Raw genomic sequence first — 18,990 nt, forward strand, 5'->3', positions numbered from 1 at the left:
TCTTTATTTAATTACACGTTGATTACTTCTTGTTGCGTTATATATATCTTGATGCGCACGATGTGACTTGCCGACGTTCCGGGATTCTGTATGGTCGTCAGATAGACTGTGCCGTATCTTTTCCCTGAACTATTTCTTGTCACGTATATTTTTATGACTCCGTCTTCCACGATAATCTGGTCTGTTACGTCCCGTGCACCGGAAGAGGAATGCAATTGAATCCAGTTCTTGGCATCATCTTCTTCCACGTAACCGGATAGGCAGTAGAATTCGGGGAAAGTCAGCGTGTTCTCGAGCCGGGATAATCTATCCCGACGTTCGATATTTATCGTCTTATCCAGATTTCCCAGTTCCAGCTTGACGGTACCCGTGCTGAACGCGGCATCGAGTCTTAGCTTAATCTCCGTTTTTTCCGGGCTAGTATTCGTGACGATGGGGAGTTCATTTGTACCCGGGTTCGTCAATGTCAATCCGGGAGAAACCGTGATCGTTCTTTTATCGGGGAACGGGCGTATACAGTCTGTCGATAACGTGAAAGCGTGAAATTCTCTGGTTGTACCGACATCGCCGTACACGATGTAATGTGAGTTACTGACTCCCATGTAATAATCGTTGTTCGAACTTATTTCATAGGAAGATTCGTCGCGTACGGTGATCGTGTAATCCAAGTTTGTATTTGATGCCAAAGACTCTTTCGCGTCAGCTACCGAATAGTAACCGATACCTCTGACGTGAGTGATATTGAATATATATCGTTGGTTTCTTTTTATGTCCATGCGTGTTCCTTCTCCATCGACAATGGCCAATTTGTAGAAACATTCTTCTCCGTCGTAAGTGGCACGTATAATCAGGTATATGTCACTTTGATCTTTTGCCTCGTAAAGATAAACGGGACTTGCCGTCGTGTTCTTTTCTGTTCCGTCCAGAACGGCCTGAGCGATGTCTGCCGAATACGAAGCATCGTGTCTGTATTCTGTTTGCTCACCGGGGATGTTCTCCAGTGTACCGGTGAAATTATGTAATAGTCCTTGTCTTGAAGCGTTTGCGACCATTGTTATACCTTTGAAATCAAAACGGGAGTTGGCCGAATTGTCTACAATCTCCGCTCTCGCGACTGCACGGGTAAGTTCTATCTGTTGCGTGGAACTTCCTATTTTCGTGCTTTCGTTTATTCCGTCCGGTAAGTCTTCCACGTGGCTCATCGGGAGCGGTATGCTGTTTGTTGCGTTCACGAACGGTATCGTGGTTTGCGGGTTATTCAACGGTTGGGTGCGCAGCATCCGGCATGCCTCGCTCAATGATTTATCCTGCAAGGCAGTTCCCAATGTACCCACGGAATAAGTATAACTTTGTGTGGCACTCGTGTAGAAGTAGTCTTGCGGATTAGCCAGAATCAGTAACCAACACGGTTCCGATTGTTTTGTGAGGACTGCATATCTCTTGTTGATTCCGCTGACTTCTATAACCTGAACGGCTTCCGCGAATTTGGCATCATTCCCTTTGAATACAAGTATCCATGGTTTCGTGTCCACGTAATATTCATTGGCCATGGAACGCGCGTTCGGGATATTGTACGGGTCAATTCTGGTAAACAATTCGAGTTGTACCTTGTCGTCGGACACAACAGGCTCCTCTTCCGGAGCTGTCGTCTCGTCGATACACGAGGAGAAGAATACCAGCGCCATTATCGCGGTTAAGAGAAACTGTATGTTATATTTTTGCCAACTCATCATATGCTTTATTTTAATTTATCGTACTGAAATGTATTCTGTTACGAAACATCTAACCGAAAGACCGTAAGTGTTTGCGCTCAAACCCATGAAAGCCACGGATTTGTCCCAAAGCGGACCACTGACGAATAATATTGAGCTACCATGCTCGACTACGCCGGCTATCGGGGCCATAGCTGTTGTCCAATAATATCCGGCCCCTCCCGTGTACATTAATTTACCCGATTCTTCTATTATGTCGTACTCGTACCCTGCGTCTCTACGTCCCGCACCGGGAAAAAACACGGAAGCGTAATTATTCGGGTTGTAGAATAGAGTACCCGCATACGCCGCGTTGGCGTTTGTGTTGGAAACTGCTAAGCTACCCCATAGTTCGGTTCTGTGACGATCATAGAATCCATCGGCTACCTTGCCCCATACTGCGTTTAGTTTCCCGGACTGAGAATAGTTCACGACACCGGAAGACGGGTTCTGGAACAAGCTTTGGCGTATTTCTGACCATGCAAGAGCTGCTTGTGTATCCATTTCGCCCGAACGACTGGTTTCCGACCAATCTATGGGACGGTGATACCCCGGGGGACAGACTTCATTATCAGCACGATTTGTCCCGGTTCCCCAGTAAATTGTACCGTAGTTTTCTTCTTCCCAATCATTCATAACACCGTTGTTTTTATCTATCCAATCGGATATGATATCTTTGAACGGGGTATAAGCTCTTCGTTGGTAAGCCGTGTATGCCGCATCCTTGTACGAGGGAATCATTCCGAGGAAGTGGCTTCCTGCTTGCGAAGGATAGTTTGTAAAATAGTTCGCGTAACCGGGACCTCCCGTGTATTGTGACGGGGTTAATTTCACGTATTCCGTTGTTGTCCACGGGTTTGTTTTAAATTCCGGTGCGGTTAAATTGTAAACCGGTACTTTTCGGGCTTTACTCCGTGGTGCGCCTTGCATGGGACCGTCCAAAATGGCATCGCCGGGACGCATCAGATAATCGTCCGTTTCACCTTGACGCACGTAAATCGTGTAAGTGGCGATGGCTTGTATACTGTAGTCGTATACGGTGACTTCGATAGCTCCATATTTGTTCGTGCTTCCTGTCGCGTATTGGTTTTTCATTCCCACGCGGAAATAAGTTCTCCCGTATCCCGTGATTTCGGTTTTCCCGTCGGTTACCGGGTATCTTTCCGGATTGTCGGGTGTATCGGTTCCTAAATTCGGGTCAAAACTCGGTGTCGGGCTGATAACAAAGAAATCATCTCCTGAAATAATCTTTGCTTTCCATTGTAATTGATAATCGAACCAACCATGGTCTGTTGTTTCAACTCCATTGGGATCGAATTCCCTGACATCATTCCACTCCGTGCCATTCCACGTGGTAAAATTACGGAAATTGGAAATTACTCGTTCCCCGCGTTCGCTGTGCTTGTGGAATGTACTCACGTAATCGGTTCTACTCACCATTTCGTTGTAGTAACCATGATCGAAAAGCATATTCGTGTTGATCGTGATCTCACGTTGCAGGTTTCCGTTATCATTTTTTTCCAATCCGGCACATAATACAAGTTTGTGTTGATTGATTTGTCCCACGGTAAATCCGCTTTGACTACCTTGGATGATAATATCCATGTATCCTTCTCCGATACCTGTGGTCGGATCGTAATTGTAAGTAAAACGAGTGGGATTTTCGTTATTCCACCATCCCCCGACTAATTCATTGAATAAAGCTGCAGTGAGTTGCGGTTGATTATTCTGATCGTAACAGTTTTCGGCAACCCACACGTGAGGCATATTCGACGAGAACGAAATTCGTACTCCGTTCAGCGGTGTGATTGTTGCCTCTATTTGGGATACGTTCAACTTACGTTCGCCGTCAATGATCCAGTTATTCCAGTGCGGATTCCATTCGGATGCTTTGATGTTGACTTCCAACGGCATCTTAATCGTGGCGATCACGTCCAGTTTCGTGTTTGCCGGGAGCGTGTAATTATTATTTTCGATTCTCAGATTGGCATCCGGGTTATATTTATCTTCCAAGTTTACTGTCATTTTTATCGCGTTACTCTGGGCGGATGTAGGAGTAAAGTAATTAGAGGGTACAATAATCCTAGTCACTTTCTTTTGCCACACGATATCGGTTTCCGAAGGTATTTCGTCCGAGAAATGACTTCCGTCATTTATCGGGGTAAGCGTGCGAGTTTCGTTACGATTGATTTGTGCAACATTGTAGTTAGCGGAGAGGGGTACTCGGTCGGGGATATTACTGAAAGTAAGCCCCGCAAATGCTTGACTCAGGTTTTCCTTTGCCTTTAAAATAATGTCAAGACGGACTCCAAGCCTGTTTAATGTTAATTTTAAAAGAGAGGTTTCACTTCCACCGTCAACTTTGATTTTACCACCGCTTAGGATTTCCACGTTATCTACTCTTTGTATCATGGGAATGATTTCCTTGGCTGTAAAAGCCGAGGCAGGAAAAGAAATCGTGTCAAAGTCATTTCGCGATGTCACACCATCCAATGCGTTAACGACAGAAACATTATGGGGTTCATTGGCTATGAACATTAAATTATATATCCCCGTTTCAATCGGATGTTTAACCGTTGTACTAACACCTATATTATATAGTTTGTTACTTTTAATGTCACCTTGTGCGTCAAATGCCATGACACGAAGTGTATTCACGATGTAATCTTCCGAATCACCATCATGCACACCGTTGTGTGCCCGGCTGATGATTCCATCAATAGATATGTATGCTTCTTCGTTGACCGGTGTTTGTATCTCGTCGATACAAGCCACACAAATGGCCAAGAGCAGTATAAGCATACCTCTGAATCTATTCTTTTTAATCTTCTTAAAAATTCCCTCCATATCGTAACATCAATCCTACCCGAATTTGTTGAATCATTAATACATATTGCGGACTTCAACTATTTTACTTCCGGCTTCGGGTTATTTCCGGAAAGACCTTTAACCCTAAATGGTTTGTCAAAGATACGCTATGAGTATTAAATTGTATTTATCAATTTCTCCCTTTTTGTTTGCAATTTCAGCCTGCAATTTCACACCAACCCTTATATAAGTGGGTGTTGAGCTATGTTTACTCTACACTGGCCCTTATACTACTGGGTGTTTTACCTATTTCTTTCTTGCAAAACTTCGTGAATTGGGCAATTGTGCTGAACTCGTTTTCGTAAGCTATCTGTTTGAAAGGCTTATTGGTCGAGGTGATTTCATCTTGAATAACCTTTGCTTTGTTTGCTTTCATCCACTGGTAAGGAGTTTCCTTGAATATCTCCACGAATTTTTTAGCGAATTGCTTCGGCGATAGATTCATCGCATCTGCAATTTCTGTAACCGTTCGGAAACGTTTACTGTTAAGTCTCACAAATTCAGAGAATATGGTGTCCTTTGTCAGTATCTGTTGGAAAAAGTCGTGAATTTCTTCCTTCGTGTAATATGTCCTCAATAATAAGAAGAACTCTTTGATTTTCAATTCAAAATAGTAATTACAATTGATCCCGTCCGTGAGGCAATTATTTATCCCGTCAAGGAAATGCCATAGGTGTGAATTAATTTGTAACATGTTTAGTTTTTCTTTCAGGGGTTTGCAATTATTTCCCGTAACAAAGGCTTTCGCTCCGTATAGTTTCTCTACGGGGTAGTTGTCGCATAGTTTTAAAGGGCCATGTAACCTGAAGACCATGACGATGGCATTAGCCGGTGCGCGATAAAAATATCGTTCTCCAACAGGGAGAAATAGGATTTGTCCTTTCTTGCTTTCGTGTTCGTGGAAGTTACCGAAGATAAACTTCAAGCGCCCTTCCAAGAAAAAAGCAACCTCGTTATGATTAAGTTCCAAGCATCCCGTTGTACCTTTCGGAATACTAACAGTTTCTATTTGTGGTTTATTCAAATTGTCAACACTATGACAACTCGGATGTTCTATAATCTTGTTGTTCATATTGGTTTAGCTGGTTGTTAATTCTTCGATTCTCCGGGTTCTATCTTTTCCCTCAATTCATGTCAGCCTTTAATTCCCGTTAAAATTTTGACATACCTATCCCGGTGCATCGAACATTCTTTTTTTCATTGTTCAAGCATAAATCTTAAGAGGTTTTTAAACCTGTTAATTATTGCCCGTTTTAGCTTTTTATATCGTGTACAATAAATTCTTTTTCAACAAGTATTGTGTCTATATATGAATTTATTTGTATTGCATATAAATATCGAATTATATATTTTACTTTCACTTTTCTCCTTCCTTTCAAAGTAAAATTATAAATGCCAACACTCTTTTTTTCATCTTCTAACTCTACCCTTCTAAGCTGTGTTTTCGTCATGCTTGTGTGGGTAATTTTCTTTCCATTACAAAGTTAGAAATAATAATGAATATTACAATAAGTTGTATGGAATGAGAAAAATGGCCTTGTAATAGTTTCGGTTAGCGAGTTTTTCTGAAAAGATGTTTATCATTATTCGTAATGAATAAATATTCATTTCTGCCTAGAGGTACTATTCAATAAAAAAAATAGTACATTTGTTCCTCTATCTATAAAGAGTGATTTTTCAATAGAAACTATAAAGAAAGGAATTTAATCATGAGAATTGCTGTACCAACCAAAGACAACGCGGTGGACGACCACTTCGGGCATTGTGAGTATTATACCTTGTTTACCGTCGACGACATGAAAAACATTACAAGTGTTGAAACGCTTCCTTCTCCGCAAGGATGCGGTTGTAAATCGGATATTGCAGCCGTGTTGCGGGAGAAAGGTGTTACCGTCATGCTTGCCGGAAGTATGGGGGATGGTGCTTTGAATAAATTAAGCGAGCAGGGAATAAAAGTACTTCGCGGCTGCAAGGGCGATGTGCGGAAAGTTGCAGAGGGCTACCTCAAGGGTTTTCTGTTGGATTCGGGCATTGCTTGTAACCACGAGTGCGGGGATCATAAGTGATATACACAAGATACCATAAAGACCAAATAATGTTGCAAGGTGTTGATGGTGTGAGAGTAAGGAACTTTAATAAGTCCTTACTCTTTATTTATTTTGACAAGTACCTTGTCTATACGTGCCCCGTCCATATCCACGATTTCAAATTCGAAGTTATACCATACCAGTTTTTCCCCGGTGCGAGGGATGTGTTCTAGTATTTTTAGGATCAGACCGCTCAACGTGTTATAATAGTGGTTCGTGTATAGAAATTCCATGTCGAAATAGGCTAGAAAATCATAGAAGGGACATTGACCGTCCACGAGGAACGTCCCGTTATCCCGTTGCACGATATCCGGTTCTTCACCTATTTCGGGAACGTCGCCGATGAGGGCTTTCACGATATCTTTCAAGGTTACGATACCCTCGATGCTCCCGAATTCATCTGTGACCAGCCCGTATTTGAGATGTCCTTGTTTCAAATGTTCCAGTGCGTTGTACACGCTTTGGTTTTGCGGAAAATATTGCGGGGGACGAACGAGGGCTTTCAGATTAAAATCCGGTGCGTCGATCTTTCCGAAGAGGTCTTTTAGGAACACGACACCTACAATATTATCCAGTTTGGTATCCGACACAGGGTAAATCGTGTGCAGGTTTGTTTTGACTATTTCACGAATCCGGTCGTTGGAGTCCGTGATATTAAGCCATACCAGATCACTGCGATGTGTCATGATAGAGGCAATATCCCTGTCGCCGAGATTGAACACACGTTCCACGATGTCCTGTTCCACTTCTTGAATCTCGCCTTCCGCAGTACTTTCCTGTATGATAGCCTTGATCTCTTCTTCCGTGATTTTATTGCTGCCTGTTTTATTAAGACCGAGTACCCGCATCATAAATGAGGTGCTGGCCGAGAGCAGCCACACGAACGGGGATGCTATACGGGAGAGTATGTCCATCGGGGCGGCAATAATTTTGGCCATCCGTTCGGCAGCAACCATCCCGATACGTTTCGGAACCAATTCCCCGAAGATTAGAGTTAGGTAAGTCACCACGATCACGATGATTGTTTTAGAAATTAGCAGGGCGTGAGGTTGCAATGCCTCTATTTTCTCCACCCATACGGCGAGATCCCCGGCTAAAGCCTGTCCCGAATAAAGACCGGTAAGGATACCGATAAGGGTGATCCCGATTTGGACGGTCGATAGGAAACGATCCGGCTCGTTGGCGAGTTTCAAAGCCCGCCGAGCAGATTTGTTCCCTGTTTTGGCTTCCGTCTCAAGACGTGATTTACGTGCCGACACCATCGCTATCTCCGACATAGCGAGCACTCCGTTTAAAAGAATAAGTCCTATAATGATAAAAAATTCCATATCTATTTATTTGTATTTTCCGTATTTATTTGAGGCCGTATGATTAGAAGTGAGGGTAACTTAGCAAACAGATTTTGGTCTTTCGACAGTTTCTGACAAGTCGCATAACTTAAAACCAACAGGCTTTCTTTGTCCTCAGTGAGTGGGTTGGAAACCAGAGGTTTATCCAGAATAAACTTCGCGGTGTCGCGTTGCACGAAGTCGGACGTGACTCGGGCAAGCACAGTTTCGTTCGGGTGTTCGTCTGTAAAGCAGATGCGTATCGTCATACTTTGTTCTCCCAGACGGGTTTGCGCGTAATTGAACAGGAAAAGGTCAGTTTCATTATCCACGAGTAGCAGGATGTAAGATGCATGCGTGAAACCCCGGTTGACAAAGATGCCCACGGAGCAATCCACGTGTTCCATGATAGATTCCAGTTTCTGCCTTAACAACGTTCCCGGCAGATGTAACGGGTGATTCTTGAGTTGTTTCAGCCAACGGGAAACCGTGGTAAATTTCTTGCCGAATGTGCTGGCAGGAATGTCATTTCCCATCATGAACTGTTGTCCGGCGCCGAGGAAAAGGTGGTCTACCTGTTCCTGTCGCGCTATTTTTACCATTTCGGGGATAAGCCTGTCTGTCACTTGGTAACGCTCTTGAACGTGTAATTGCAAATGTTCTGCTTCTTCCCGTAAGGGGATAAAGCTTTCTTGCTCGTATTCATCTGCCTTGGCAGGGTTGAGGTCGGTACCCAGCGTGAAGTGAATCCCGGTGATCAGGCTCGATTGCAAACGATGTCCCAACATCAAATCGGCAATATTCAATAGTGTTTTTCCTGTTTCCGGTCTACCGAACGAGAGCAGCACCTTCTCCCGGTGTCCCTTGCTTTCTTTTTGTTTCGAGAATATCCGTTCGACAAGCGAAAGCATTGGTGTTGCCATGAACGTTGTCAGTAGCGACATTAGCAGTAGTACCACGAACATCTCCGAGGTGAGAATACCCATTTCGAAGCCGATATTCAGTGCCACGAGTTGCATCAGTCCCCGTGTATTCATCAATGTTCCCACGATAAGACTGTCTTTCCAGTTCTCCCCGACGGCGCGGGCGGCAAGGGTGCAGCCCCCGAATTTTCCGGCGATGGCTACCACGATAAACAGCAAGCAAACGCCCCACAATTCAGGTGTGTTAATCAAACCTATTTCGGTGTGTAAACCCGAGAAGGCAAAAAACAACGGAAGAAAGAACACGAGTGAAACATCTTCCACTTTTTCCATCATCACTTTGCGGAATCCTATATTCGTGGGCATTACCACTCCGGCGATAAACGCACCGAACAGGGCATGAATCCCGATGATTTCCGTTATTGCCGATGACAAGACAAGTATAAGGAATATAAACCCCACGAATGTTTTGTTTATCACTTCCGAATAGGCGTAAGTTTCACCGATTTTCCGCAGGAAGGGACGCATCACGAGAAACATGAAAACAATATAAATCAGTGTTAGTCCGATCGTGTACAAGGCACTGACAAAAGTTCCCGCCTTGGCGAGTGCTATAACGATTGCCAGCAGGCACCATGCTGTCACGTCGTCATTGGCAGCCGAGGCAATAGAAAGCATCCCCACGGATGTTTTCGTCATGTTCCGTTCCTGCACGATGCGTGCCAACACGGGAAATGCCGTGATACTCATGCATATCCCGATAAAGAGAGCGAAAGGCAGAAACGCCGTTTGTCCCGAAGCATAATCCTCGTATACCCAGATTGCTGCCACCACGCCAAGGAAGAAAGGTACCACTATCCCCGCGTGACTGATGACGAGCGTTTCATTCAGCTTGTTTTTCAATACGCTGAAATCCAGTTCCAACCCGATAACGAACATAAACAATACTAGCCCGATTTGGCTAAGCAGGTTGAGGTTGTCCAGTGATTCGGGAGGGAATAGGTTAGCGGAAAATTCTGGGAAGAAATATCCTAGTAGAGAGGGACCGAGGACGATACCTGCCACGATTTCTCCCATCACACCCGGTTGCCCGATATATTTGAAAAGATAAGAGAACACCCGGACGGTAAGCAAAATCACGATGATCTGTAATAACAGTATCGTCAATGAATTTGTCATATTATCGGAAATAATGTTCGTGAACAGTTCGAATGCCCCGGCACTTGTGGGCATTATACCTGTTCCCGGGTGATGGTCAAAACGCTCGCCCGAACACAGGGCAAGGTAGATCAACACCCCGAATACACTAATCATTCCCAGATATATCCAGTAATTTGAGCTGTTTCTTTTCATAATTTAATCAATTTGGGTCTATAAAGTCTGTAAAGTCCATAAGGTCTATAAGGTCCATGGTCCCCTGCGGGGCGCTTTGTCTACGGTAGCTATATGCTGCCGATAAACACTGTCCGAAGGACACCCGTGAGCTTATGGACCTTACGGACTTATTTTTCTTTTCTTCTTTTTATTGCCCGGAATATTTCGCCTACCCACAACACCAGCGAGGTTGCAGCCGTGATCCATATCCATTCCGTCCACGAGAGGGGTACTGTTCTGAATACGCTTCCCCCGAAGTTTACCACGAGGATTTGTCCCACGACAATGGCCAAGCCGACAGTAAGGAATCCTTCGCTCTTGGAAAGGTTCTTGAAAGCGGATTCATTCGTGCCGAAGGTCTTGGCATTGAACATATTCCAAAATTGCAACATCACGAACACGGTAAAGAAAATCGTCAGGTTGTCCAAGCCTTGCGGTGTGGCGGCGTCTATTCCTCCCGCGTAGTGGGATAGTATATAGAGTAAGCTCATCAAGATTACCACAAAAGCGATACCCGTGGTTAGGATAAGTGTGCGCATCCGCGGTACGATAATAAAGGCATTCGAGTCCCTCGGTTTCCGTTTCATCACGTCCGGACTGGGTGGGAGAGAGGCGAGTGCTCCTGCCGCGAATGTATCCATGATTAAGTTTACCCACAGCATTTGCGTTACCGTGATCGGCAGTTCGGAACCGAACAACGACCCCAATAGCACGATAATCAAGGCTGCCACGTTGATCGTCAACTGGAACAGCACGAAGCGTTGTATGTTCTGGTACACGGAACGTCCCCACATCACGGCGGAGGTGATACTGCTGAACGAGTCGTCGAGCAGGGTAATATCACTGGCCTCCTTGGCTACCGATGTTCCGCTACCCATGGATAGTCCGACGTGAGCGTGATTCAACGCGGGAGCGTCGTTTGTTCCGTCGCCCGTTACTGCTACGACTTGTTTCTTTTGCTGTAACAGTTGTACCAACCGTTGTTTGTCCAATGGTCGAGCCCGCGACATGATCTTCATGTCGAGTACTCGGTCGAGGGCTTCCTCGTCCGTCAGTTTGGCAAATTCAACACCGGTAATCAGGTTTTGGTCTGTATCTTTTCCTGTCCATAACCCGATTTGCCGCCCGATCTCCTTTGCGGTACCCGGGGTGTCCCCTGTTACCATCTTAACTTGGATTCCGGCGTCGAAGCAGCGTTGTACGGCATCCGGCACATCCGGGCGAATGGGGTCGGATATGGCAACGATGCCGAGAAATGTCAATTCCGTGTTATACAATCGTCCGTCTTTAAAATGCGGTTCGTCGTCTTCAATGATCTGGTAAGCGAACCCGAGCGTTCGCATTGCTTGATTTTGGTACTCGAGCAATTGTTCCTCGATTGTGGGTTGTTGCTCGGCGATAGGTACTGTTTTGTCGCCGACAATAGCGTTTTTGCAGTATCCGAAAAGGATTTCCGAGGCACCTTTCACGTACAGGATTTTCTTCCCGAAAGTAGGTGATTGCACGAGGGTTGCCATGTATTTCCGTTCGGTGGAGAATGTCAGCTGTTCAATCACCGTGACACTTTCCCGCGATTCCGCGTAATTGATACCTTGGTCGTTCAGCCAGAGTAACAACGCCGCCTCGGTAGGGTTGCCCAGTGTTTTTACCTTCTCCGGGTCGCTGAAATCCAGAAAAGCTGTCGTGTTCATGGCGATCCCCTCCGCAAGTAGTTTCGAGTATTCGTTATCAGACAGACGTTCGCCATCCAACCCGTAGAAGTTTGTCTTGTACACCGTCATCTGGTTTTGCGTCAGCGTACCCGTTTTATCCGTGCAGATCACGGTCGTTGCGCCCATGGTTTCACAAGCATGCATTTTCCGCACGAGATTGTGGGATTTCAACATCTTGCGCATGCTCAATGCGAGGCTGAGGGTAACGCTCATCGGCAATCCTTCCGGCACGGTCACCACGATTAGGGTAACGGAAGCCATGAAAGCGGAAAGAATCTTTTTGCCGAGTCCCAGCGGAATCCACGCGTGCGGGTCCCACGGTTTCACACCGAATGCCAGACCGATAGCGAGCATCACGACCAATGCTCCCAGACCGTAAAGTATCCAGCGTCCCCAACCTCCCGCGGCAATACTCTTCGGAAGCGGTTTGTCCTTGCCTTGTAAAGAATACACGTCGTAAACAACGGGTACCCAGACTTTTGCCAGCATGATAACGGCAGCGATAATCACCGCACCGATCAATCCCAGTTGTCCCAGTTCGGGAGTGGGATAGGTCGGGTTGAAAAACAACCCTTTAATAAACAGTATCGTGAACATCACGGCCGCACCGCAGAACCCGATCACTCCGATGAATTTGGCGAGTGATTCGAGTTGCGTGTCCAGTGGGGTTGGTTCTTCGCTTTTCTCCGATGATTTTTCAGCCACTCGTCCGAACTCGGTAGAGTCGCCCACGGCGAGTACTTGCATCACTCCGTGACCGTCCACGACGGTGGTTCCCCGCATCACGTGATTGGAGGGATAGGTAGCCTCCATGTTAAATTCGCTCTCGATCGTCGTCTTGTTGGCAACGGGTTCTCCCGTGAGGCTCGATTCGTTGACCTGCAACGAGAGGGCTTCCAACAATACCCCGTCGGCGGGGATCTCTTCTCCCTGTTCCAGTATCACGATGTCATCGACCACGATGTCTTTTTTTGCCACCTCGTGCACGTTGCCGTTACGGATGACCTTTACCAATGTGTCGTCGTTCACTTGATTCAGCACGTCGAATTTCTTGTTGGCATCCCAGACGAACCACGTGGCTACGCCTGTTGCCAGCAGAATGGCGACGGCAATACCGATGGTTTCGGCTATCTCGATAATGCCTTCCGAGAAATACATGGCAATGGCTATTCCCCCGGAAAGGAAAACGGCTACCATTAATATACGAATGACGGGATCCTCGAAATTCCCGATAAATACTTGCCACAGGGAGTCCCTTTTCGGGGGCGTCAACACGTTTGAACCGTGTTTTTCACGACTTTCCTCGACTTGTTTGTCCGTGAGTCCCGTGTAGTGTTTGCGTGATTCCATGTTATGATTTTGTATTTAATTTGTTTTTTTTACGAATGTTCTTTATAACCAGATACCCGAAAAAGCAGCATCCCACGACCAGCATCGCGATGGTTATTTCCGTGAAATACATTTCCAGCAGTTCTTTTCGGGAATACAGAAAATATCCGGCGGTGGCGAGAATCAGATTCCAAATGCCGCTTCCCACTGCCGTGTATAATATAAAACTTTTCAACGGCATTCTCACGAGTCCTGCCGGGAGCGAGATAAGGCTTCTCACGCCGGGAGTCAGTCGCCCGATTAACGTGGAACTTTTGCCGTATTTCAAAAAGTATTGTTCGGATTTTTCTATTTTTTCTTTTGTCATGCCGCATACCTTTCCCCAGCGTGATTCTGCGAAGGAGTAAATGAATTTCCGTCCCAGCGTGCAGGCAAGCACGTAGTTTGCCAATGCCCCGATAACCGCCCCAATGGTGCTGAACACGATGACGAGCACGAAGTTGAGTTCCCCGTTTGCGGCTTTCCACGCAGCCGGAGGCACGATTAGTTCTGACGGAAAAGGTATGATGGTACTCTCGATAGCCATACAGACGAGAACACTCCAGTAGTTCACGTTATACATATACCAATCGAGAATTGATTGAAGCCAATCGATCATATTATATAATTCAGTTTACAATATTCTATATTTATTCACCTTGTACGACGTAAAGGATATTTTGTGTCATAAAATTAACTCTTTTAGCGAATAAATATAAAATCCCTGACTGTGGCGGGTAGTAAGATATTGCATGAAATGCCTCGTGTTTTCCGCGATGGCTAACTTGAGCGGTTTGTTTTTCAAACCGTTAACCGAGTTTCGGAAATACACGTTAGTCTTTGGCGGTTTGTTCAACCCGAAACGTCGTCCGTGAGGCATCGTGATACCCTCGTCCGCCAGAAGGTGGTGGAAAAATCCGTCATGAGAATGAAAATTCGCTTGGGTTTCCGGGATAGACAGCTGTTCTTCTTGGACGTACACTATACTCTCTCTCTCGGTCATTGTCTTTTGCAGCCCGTTGACAATGAATACTAAAGAAAATAGAAATATAGGTATATCTAGTAAAAACAGCCTTTTCATTATGATGTAATTTACAGGCTCAAAAGTAATATAATTTATTAATACTATAAAGAGTCTTGCCAGTTTAAAGTTTAGAATGTGAACTCTAAACTAACTTTTAGTTTTTATCTTTCAGTTTTTATCTTTTATCCTCTATCTTCGCGATGTAATTGAAATACACAGGTCATGACAGTAAAAATGATATTAGGATGTATCGTGGCTCTTTTGGCGTTGGTGAACCCGGTACAGAAAGTGTTGATCGTAACCTCTCTGCAAGAGAGATTTAGTTTGAAGGAATTGCGCTATATTTCTATCAAGTCAACAATCACGGCGGCACTAATTCTGGTGTTTTTTCTTTTTCTTGGCGAGCTCACGTTCAGTTATGTTTTTCATGTCGAGTTGTATTCTTTTCAAATCACTTGTGGTGCCGTGTTGATGTATAACGGTTTGTCCGGGTTGTTGAAAGGTTTCTTTTTGAAAGTAGACGAGCATATCAAGCTGGCAGACCTTACCACGGTGCCTATTGCTATTCCTATGATCGCGGGACCCGCAACGATCACGGCGGCGGTGACTTTTCCCGTCCAGTATGGTCGCGAAATCACGATCGTTTCCATATTAATCGCTTTGGCGGTGAATTTGTTCTGTATGTTACAGGCCCGTCGTATCGGAAATTTCCTGATCAAGTACAATTTCATGAATCCTTTAATTCGTATTATCGGGCTGATTGTTGCCACGATCGGTTTGCAGATGATATTCGACGGGATCAGTTTGTTTATCAAGTCACTGTCTTAATTTGGGATTTATGATTTCTCGATTTATGATTGAATTATTCCGTGATTGGAAAGATAACCGAAGACGGTGAGTAACTCAATTGTAATCTTCTATCTCACGTTAATAATCACTTCTTCCACGCAGCGTATCGTTTGAGCAAAACCTTGGTATGCGACCCTGAAGTTCATGGAATTATATGCGGATTCGAATGACCATCCCCCGTAACGAACCGTTCTGTTATTCGTTTCCGTTATTAATTCGCTTCTCGTGTATTGCGGGCTTACGCTGGCTGACCAGTAATAACCGGTACTACCTGCACCCTCCAGCTTTCCGTTGGTGTTATTCAGACGACCGGCGGAAGGGAAGAAAACGGATGCGTAGGTTGTGGGGTTGAAATACAATACCCCTTGATAAGCGGCATGGCTGTTGTCTATCGATACGCCGTAATTGCCGTTCGAGGGTTCCTTAATCGGTCGCCTGTCGAAGAATCCGTCCGAGTAAAAGGTGAAGGTTGTATTCTTCAACTGCTTGCGGGCGATGCCGTTTGTTCCGTAAGGATACGTGCCGGGACCGGTTTTCGTTCCCACGACGTTGTCGAACACGGTAATGTAGTCCGCACTTGAAGCTGCATTCCCCGCGAAGGGCACGTTAAATAAAGAAACTCTTAACTCGGACTGTTCCACGTCTTCCAAATGATTCATGGCAGGTGTATTCGTGGCGGGCAAATAATCGTAGTATCCGTTGTATGATACTTTATTCGTGTACCCGTCCGTGGGACGACGATAGCCCGTGGGGCAAATCTCAAACGTGTTTTTATATGCAGGTATGCCGCTAGCCCCTGCCCACATGATGGGAAATTCGGGATAATCCCACGGGAAACCTGAGATTAGAGATGACCTGCTCGGATTGAAGCCTCTCCGGTAATAATCCGTGTAGTTTATGCCTGCAGTATTGCCTTGTAAATCGACCGCCCACTGGAAGAATGCTCCCGCTTGTGAAGGAAAGTCGACAAATTGGGCACCTCTGGCATTAACATTCTCGTAGTCGGGATCGGTATACCCTGCCATTTTGGGGGTAGTCAGGTTATAAGGCGAGAATTTTACCGCTCCCCGGCGTGTGTTCGCTGAGGTTAGGCGCATATCTGCCCGGACTTGTGTCGTGATGTCGGTGTTGCCGTTCCAGCCGTTATGAACGACATCCGGGATCGGGTCGCTCGGGCTGTATATGTATGCCGGGGCTTCGCCTTGCCGAACGTAGATTCTCATGGTGGTTTGCCAGCCTCCCGGGTAGTAGGTTAAAGTGATATACCCGAATTTTGGGTCGGAAGTCTTGTTCGGCACGTGATTGGAACTCTCCTTGATGCCGATACGGAAATAGATTCGCCCGTTAATACCTTCGATTTTCTTGCCCTCTTTCTCTACCCTGTACGGGTTGGGAATCACTTGATAGTGTTCGGCATCTCCGGGGTATTCGGTGCCGACACCCGGGTCGAAACTGGGCGTGGCACTTACCACGAGCCAATCTTGAAAATCTTCGGGTACCGTTACAGACCACGGGCGGTCTACGGCGTGTTGTCCGGTAATGATGCGTTCGCCTTTTTGGTCGTGTCTGAAAAACACGCCGTTAAATAATCCGTGAGCGTTTGCCGTGGGGTTGTGTACAAATCGTAGCCCCGTTTGTGTTACCGTAACAGTAATTGTTCTTTGTAATTGATTTTTACCGTTTTCATCTTCTGCCGATAAAGTCAATGTGTATTTACCGCTCATGTTTTCAGTCCTGTCGTGAGGAGTGCCGGAAATCCGGTTGGTACCGTCGATCAGTAAGTCCATGTACCCGCTACCTGTGGTCGGGTCGAAATGGAAACGGTAAGGGGAGGTGTTGTTGGCATCTACCGTTAGGCAGTTGAATACTTCGTTTGTCGGTCGGTCATTTATCTCTCCTTCCTTTTGCACGGTACCGAGTACCTTGACAGCCGGCATATTAGACCAGAATGAGATTCGAACGCCGTTCTGGTCGGTCATCTTGACTTCTGTTTGCGACACGTTCAGTTTGCGGATACCGGATATTTCCCAACCGGTTTCATCTCGGGTCCATGGAGCAGGCTGTATATTCATTTCTAAAGGTTCCTTGATCGTTCCGAGCAGTTCCAGTCTTGCGTTGGCGGGTAGTCTGTAATCCGGGTCGGATAGGATTTTCAACTTGCACGAGGGACTGTATTTGTCAATCAGGTTGACCGTGAACATGATCGCGTTTGCCTCGGCTGTCTTCACGCTGAAATAGCTGGAAGGGAGAATGATTCTCTTTATTTTGGCTGCCCATACAAGGCCTTTTGCCTGATCTTCGACTGTCAACAGGCTCGGGTCTACTTCAAAATATCCGGCGTTGTCCGCTAGTGTGAACTGGCGGATCACGTCCCTTGTGATGTTTGTCCCGGTATAAGGCAGAGTTGGTTCGTCGTATGTATATGAGTTTGATTGCGGGGTACTGGGTAAGCCATATACAAGCGGCACTCTGTCCGGGAGGTTCGATAACGTGATACCCTTGAATTCCCCGGTGTTAGTGGCTCCCCAGTCAATAGTCGATTTCAGAACGACGTCAAAGCGTGCCGCCAGTCGGCGAAGTCCTATTTTTAATTCGGAATTTGTGTTGTTGTTTACCTCAATCTTCCCCTCGGGTAATATTTTCACGCCGTTGTTTTCCGCGATCATGGGGATAGAACGCTCGGAGGTGAAATGTGTCGTGGGATATGCGATTGATTTCAGATCATCGTATTCGCTGATATTGTCGAGTATTGTTTTGATACTGTTCTCTGCGGGTTCGTTCGCCAGAAAGATAAAATCGTATTCGCCTTGCTCGATCGGGTGACGTAGTGTGTTTTCGGCTAATGCGGAACCGTAGTACAGTACGTTGTTTTCACAGGCACGGCTCGTTTTGTTGAATGCAAGAATGCGGAGCGTCTCGACTTTGTTGTCAGCTTCGTCACCCGCGTAACTTCCCGTGTAACTGCGGGAATTGATACCGGAAATTTCTATATAACCTTCTTTTGTTTCGTGGTGTATTTTTTCATCGATACAAGAAGCCGGTAATAAAAGTACCGCGAATAGCAGTAGATTTAAGTAACTTTTTATTCTATTAATATGCATATATTCTCCCTAAAATTATATCCCATGATGCTCGGACTGCAGGTACGACACATCCCTTTCTGTGTAAAAATAAAAGCCCCATCCATTTCTAGACTTGATCTTTTTGTATTTTCAAGTCGTGTTCTGGGAATGTAAATATCCTTAAACTTGAGAGAATAAAGAATTATTATTGTTTCTAATGTTGATAGTGGAGTGGAATAAGTGAGACTAAAAACGCAATAGATTAGAAAAAGAGTTCGGAATAGTAAAAACGAACATCAATAGATTCTAATTTCGTGTTGTAAAGTAAAACAAAGCAGATTGGTTCCGATTATTGAAACTTACGAAAAAGGAGGAATTGCGTGGAAGCCAGTGTTTCGGTTCGAATCCCTTTAGATACAAAAAGAGAGTCAGTTCTCGTGTACTAACTCTCTTTCAGTGACTTGCTTTCGCGGAGAGACAGGGTTTTGAACCTACAAATCTAACCGCTTATATTTCAGCTACTTTGCTTTCAAAATTTCAAATAGGTAACGAAACAGTAACGATTTTCAGATGTTGGGCTTGTCCAACTTTGACCGCTGTTTGTCTGCCTAACTTTCGGGTTCAAAGATACGGCTTTCTTTTGA

11 protein-coding genes are annotated in these 18,990 nt (G+C 45.4%); 2 read left to right on the plus strand and 9 right to left on the minus strand.

All coding sequences use genetic code 11. The features are described 5' to 3' along the window. Positions 1 to 11: 11 nt before the first annotated feature. The 3 genes from H8S64_RS13540 to H8S64_RS13550 form a co-directional block, all read right to left on the minus strand. Positions 12 to 1,733, minus strand: a complete 1,722-nt coding sequence (locus H8S64_RS13540) for a DUF4906 domain-containing protein (RefSeq protein WP_186976605.1) — start codon at positions 1,731 to 1,733, stop codon at positions 12 to 14. 15 nt (positions 1,734 to 1,748) lie between these two features. Further along, the gene (locus H8S64_RS13545) at positions 1,749 to 4,553 is read right to left on the minus strand and encodes a fimbrial protein (protein ID WP_186976607.1); all 2,805 of its coding nucleotides are present in this window, start codon (positions 4,551 to 4,553) and stop codon (positions 1,749 to 1,751) included. Positions 4,554 to 4,827: 274 nt separating this feature from the next. After that, the gene (locus H8S64_RS13550) at positions 4,828 to 5,691 is read right to left on the minus strand and encodes a helix-turn-helix domain-containing protein (protein WP_186976609.1); all 864 of its coding nucleotides are present in this window, start codon (positions 5,689 to 5,691) and stop codon (positions 4,828 to 4,830) included. Positions 5,692 to 6,328: 637 nt separating this feature from the next. Between H8S64_RS13550 and H8S64_RS13555 the strand changes: the two genes are divergently transcribed. After that, positions 6,329 to 6,685: a NifB/NifX family molybdenum-iron cluster-binding protein gene (locus H8S64_RS13555; protein WP_099293179.1), complete on the plus strand. Its 357-nt coding sequence runs from the start codon at positions 6,329 to 6,331 to the stop codon at positions 6,683 to 6,685. A 77-nt stretch (positions 6,686 to 6,762) separates the two neighbouring features. On the opposite strand, the gene H8S64_RS13560 is transcribed toward H8S64_RS13555, so the two are convergent. The 5 genes from H8S64_RS13560 to H8S64_RS13580 all read right to left on the minus strand — a co-directional run bounded on the left by H8S64_RS13560 (position 6,763) and on the right by H8S64_RS13580 (position 14,492). Then, complete coding sequence (locus tag H8S64_RS13560) at positions 6,763 to 8,034, minus strand: hemolysin family protein (protein ID WP_186976611.1); 1,272 nt, start codon at positions 8,032 to 8,034, stop codon at positions 6,763 to 6,765. Positions 8,035 to 8,036: 2 nt separating this feature from the next. Further along, a complete protein-coding gene (locus tag H8S64_RS13565) occupies positions 8,037 to 10,310 on the minus strand; it encodes a cation:proton antiporter domain-containing protein (RefSeq protein ID WP_186976614.1) in 2,274 nt (757 codons plus the stop codon). Between the two features lie 149 nt (positions 10,311 to 10,459). After that, positions 10,460 to 13,393: a calcium-translocating P-type ATPase, PMCA-type gene (locus tag H8S64_RS13570; RefSeq protein ID WP_186976616.1), complete on the minus strand. Its 2,934-nt coding sequence runs from the start codon at positions 13,391 to 13,393 to the stop codon at positions 10,460 to 10,462. Between the two features lies 1 nt (position 13,394). Then, a complete protein-coding gene (locus H8S64_RS13575; protein WP_099293173.1) occupies positions 13,395 to 14,030 on the minus strand; it encodes a DedA family protein in 636 nt (211 codons plus the stop codon). Positions 14,031 to 14,096: 66 nt separating this feature from the next. Beyond that, the gene (locus tag H8S64_RS13580) at positions 14,097 to 14,492 is read right to left on the minus strand and encodes a hypothetical protein (RefSeq protein ID WP_186976618.1); all 396 of its coding nucleotides are present in this window, start codon (positions 14,490 to 14,492) and stop codon (positions 14,097 to 14,099) included. 165 nt (positions 14,493 to 14,657) lie between these two features. On the opposite strand from H8S64_RS13580, the gene H8S64_RS13585 reads away from it, so the two are divergent. Next, complete coding sequence (locus H8S64_RS13585; RefSeq protein ID WP_186976620.1) at positions 14,658 to 15,263, plus strand: MarC family protein; 606 nt, start codon at positions 14,658 to 14,660, stop codon at positions 15,261 to 15,263. Between the two features lie 89 nt (positions 15,264 to 15,352). Here the strand turns inward: H8S64_RS13585 and H8S64_RS13590 are convergent, their stop codons facing one another. After that, a complete protein-coding gene (locus tag H8S64_RS13590) occupies positions 15,353 to 18,385 on the minus strand; it encodes a hypothetical protein (protein ID WP_186976622.1) in 3,033 nt (1,010 codons plus the stop codon). Positions 18,386 to 18,990 lie beyond the last annotated feature (605 nt).

The sequence above is a fragment of the Butyricimonas hominis genome, assembly GCF_014287455.1.
In the GTDB taxonomy this organism is placed as follows: domain Bacteria; phylum Bacteroidota; class Bacteroidia; order Bacteroidales; family Marinifilaceae; genus Butyricimonas; species Butyricimonas muris.

What these genes read in the sequence shown, in the direction of transcription:
- H8S64_RS13540 (WP_186976605.1), bottom strand. Translation starts at nt 1,733, where the DNA reads ATGATGAGTTGGCAAAAATATAACATACAGTTTCTCTTAACCGCGATA.
- H8S64_RS13545 (WP_186976607.1), bottom strand. Translation starts at nt 4,553, where the DNA reads ATGCTTATACTGCTCTTGGCCATTTGTGTGGCTTGTATCGACGAGATA.
- H8S64_RS13550 (WP_186976609.1), bottom strand. Translation starts at nt 5,691, where the DNA reads ATGAACAACAAGATTATAGAACATCCGAGTTGTCATAGTGTTGACAAT.
- H8S64_RS13555 (WP_099293179.1), top strand. Translation starts at nt 6,329, where the DNA reads ATGAGAATTGCTGTACCAACCAAAGACAACGCGGTGGACGACCACTTC.
- H8S64_RS13560 (WP_186976611.1), bottom strand. Translation starts at nt 8,034, where the DNA reads ATGGAATTTTTTATCATTATAGGACTTATTCTTTTAAACGGAGTGCTC.
- H8S64_RS13565 (WP_186976614.1), bottom strand. Translation starts at nt 10,310, where the DNA reads ATGAAAAGAAACAGCTCAAATTACTGGATATATCTGGGAATGATTAGT.
- H8S64_RS13570 (WP_186976616.1), bottom strand. Translation starts at nt 13,393, where the DNA reads ATGGAATCACGCAAACACTACACGGGACTCACGGACAAACAAGTCGAG.
- H8S64_RS13575 (WP_099293173.1), bottom strand. Translation starts at nt 14,030, where the DNA reads ATGATCGATTGGCTTCAATCAATTCTCGATTGGTATATGTATAACGTG.
- H8S64_RS13580 (WP_186976618.1), bottom strand. Translation starts at nt 14,492, where the DNA reads ATGAAAAGGCTGTTTTTACTAGATATACCTATATTTCTATTTTCTTTA.
- H8S64_RS13585 (WP_186976620.1), top strand. Translation starts at nt 14,658, where the DNA reads ATGACAGTAAAAATGATATTAGGATGTATCGTGGCTCTTTTGGCGTTG.
- H8S64_RS13590 (WP_186976622.1), bottom strand. Translation starts at nt 18,385, where the DNA reads ATGCATATTAATAGAATAAAAAGTTACTTAAATCTACTGCTATTCGCG.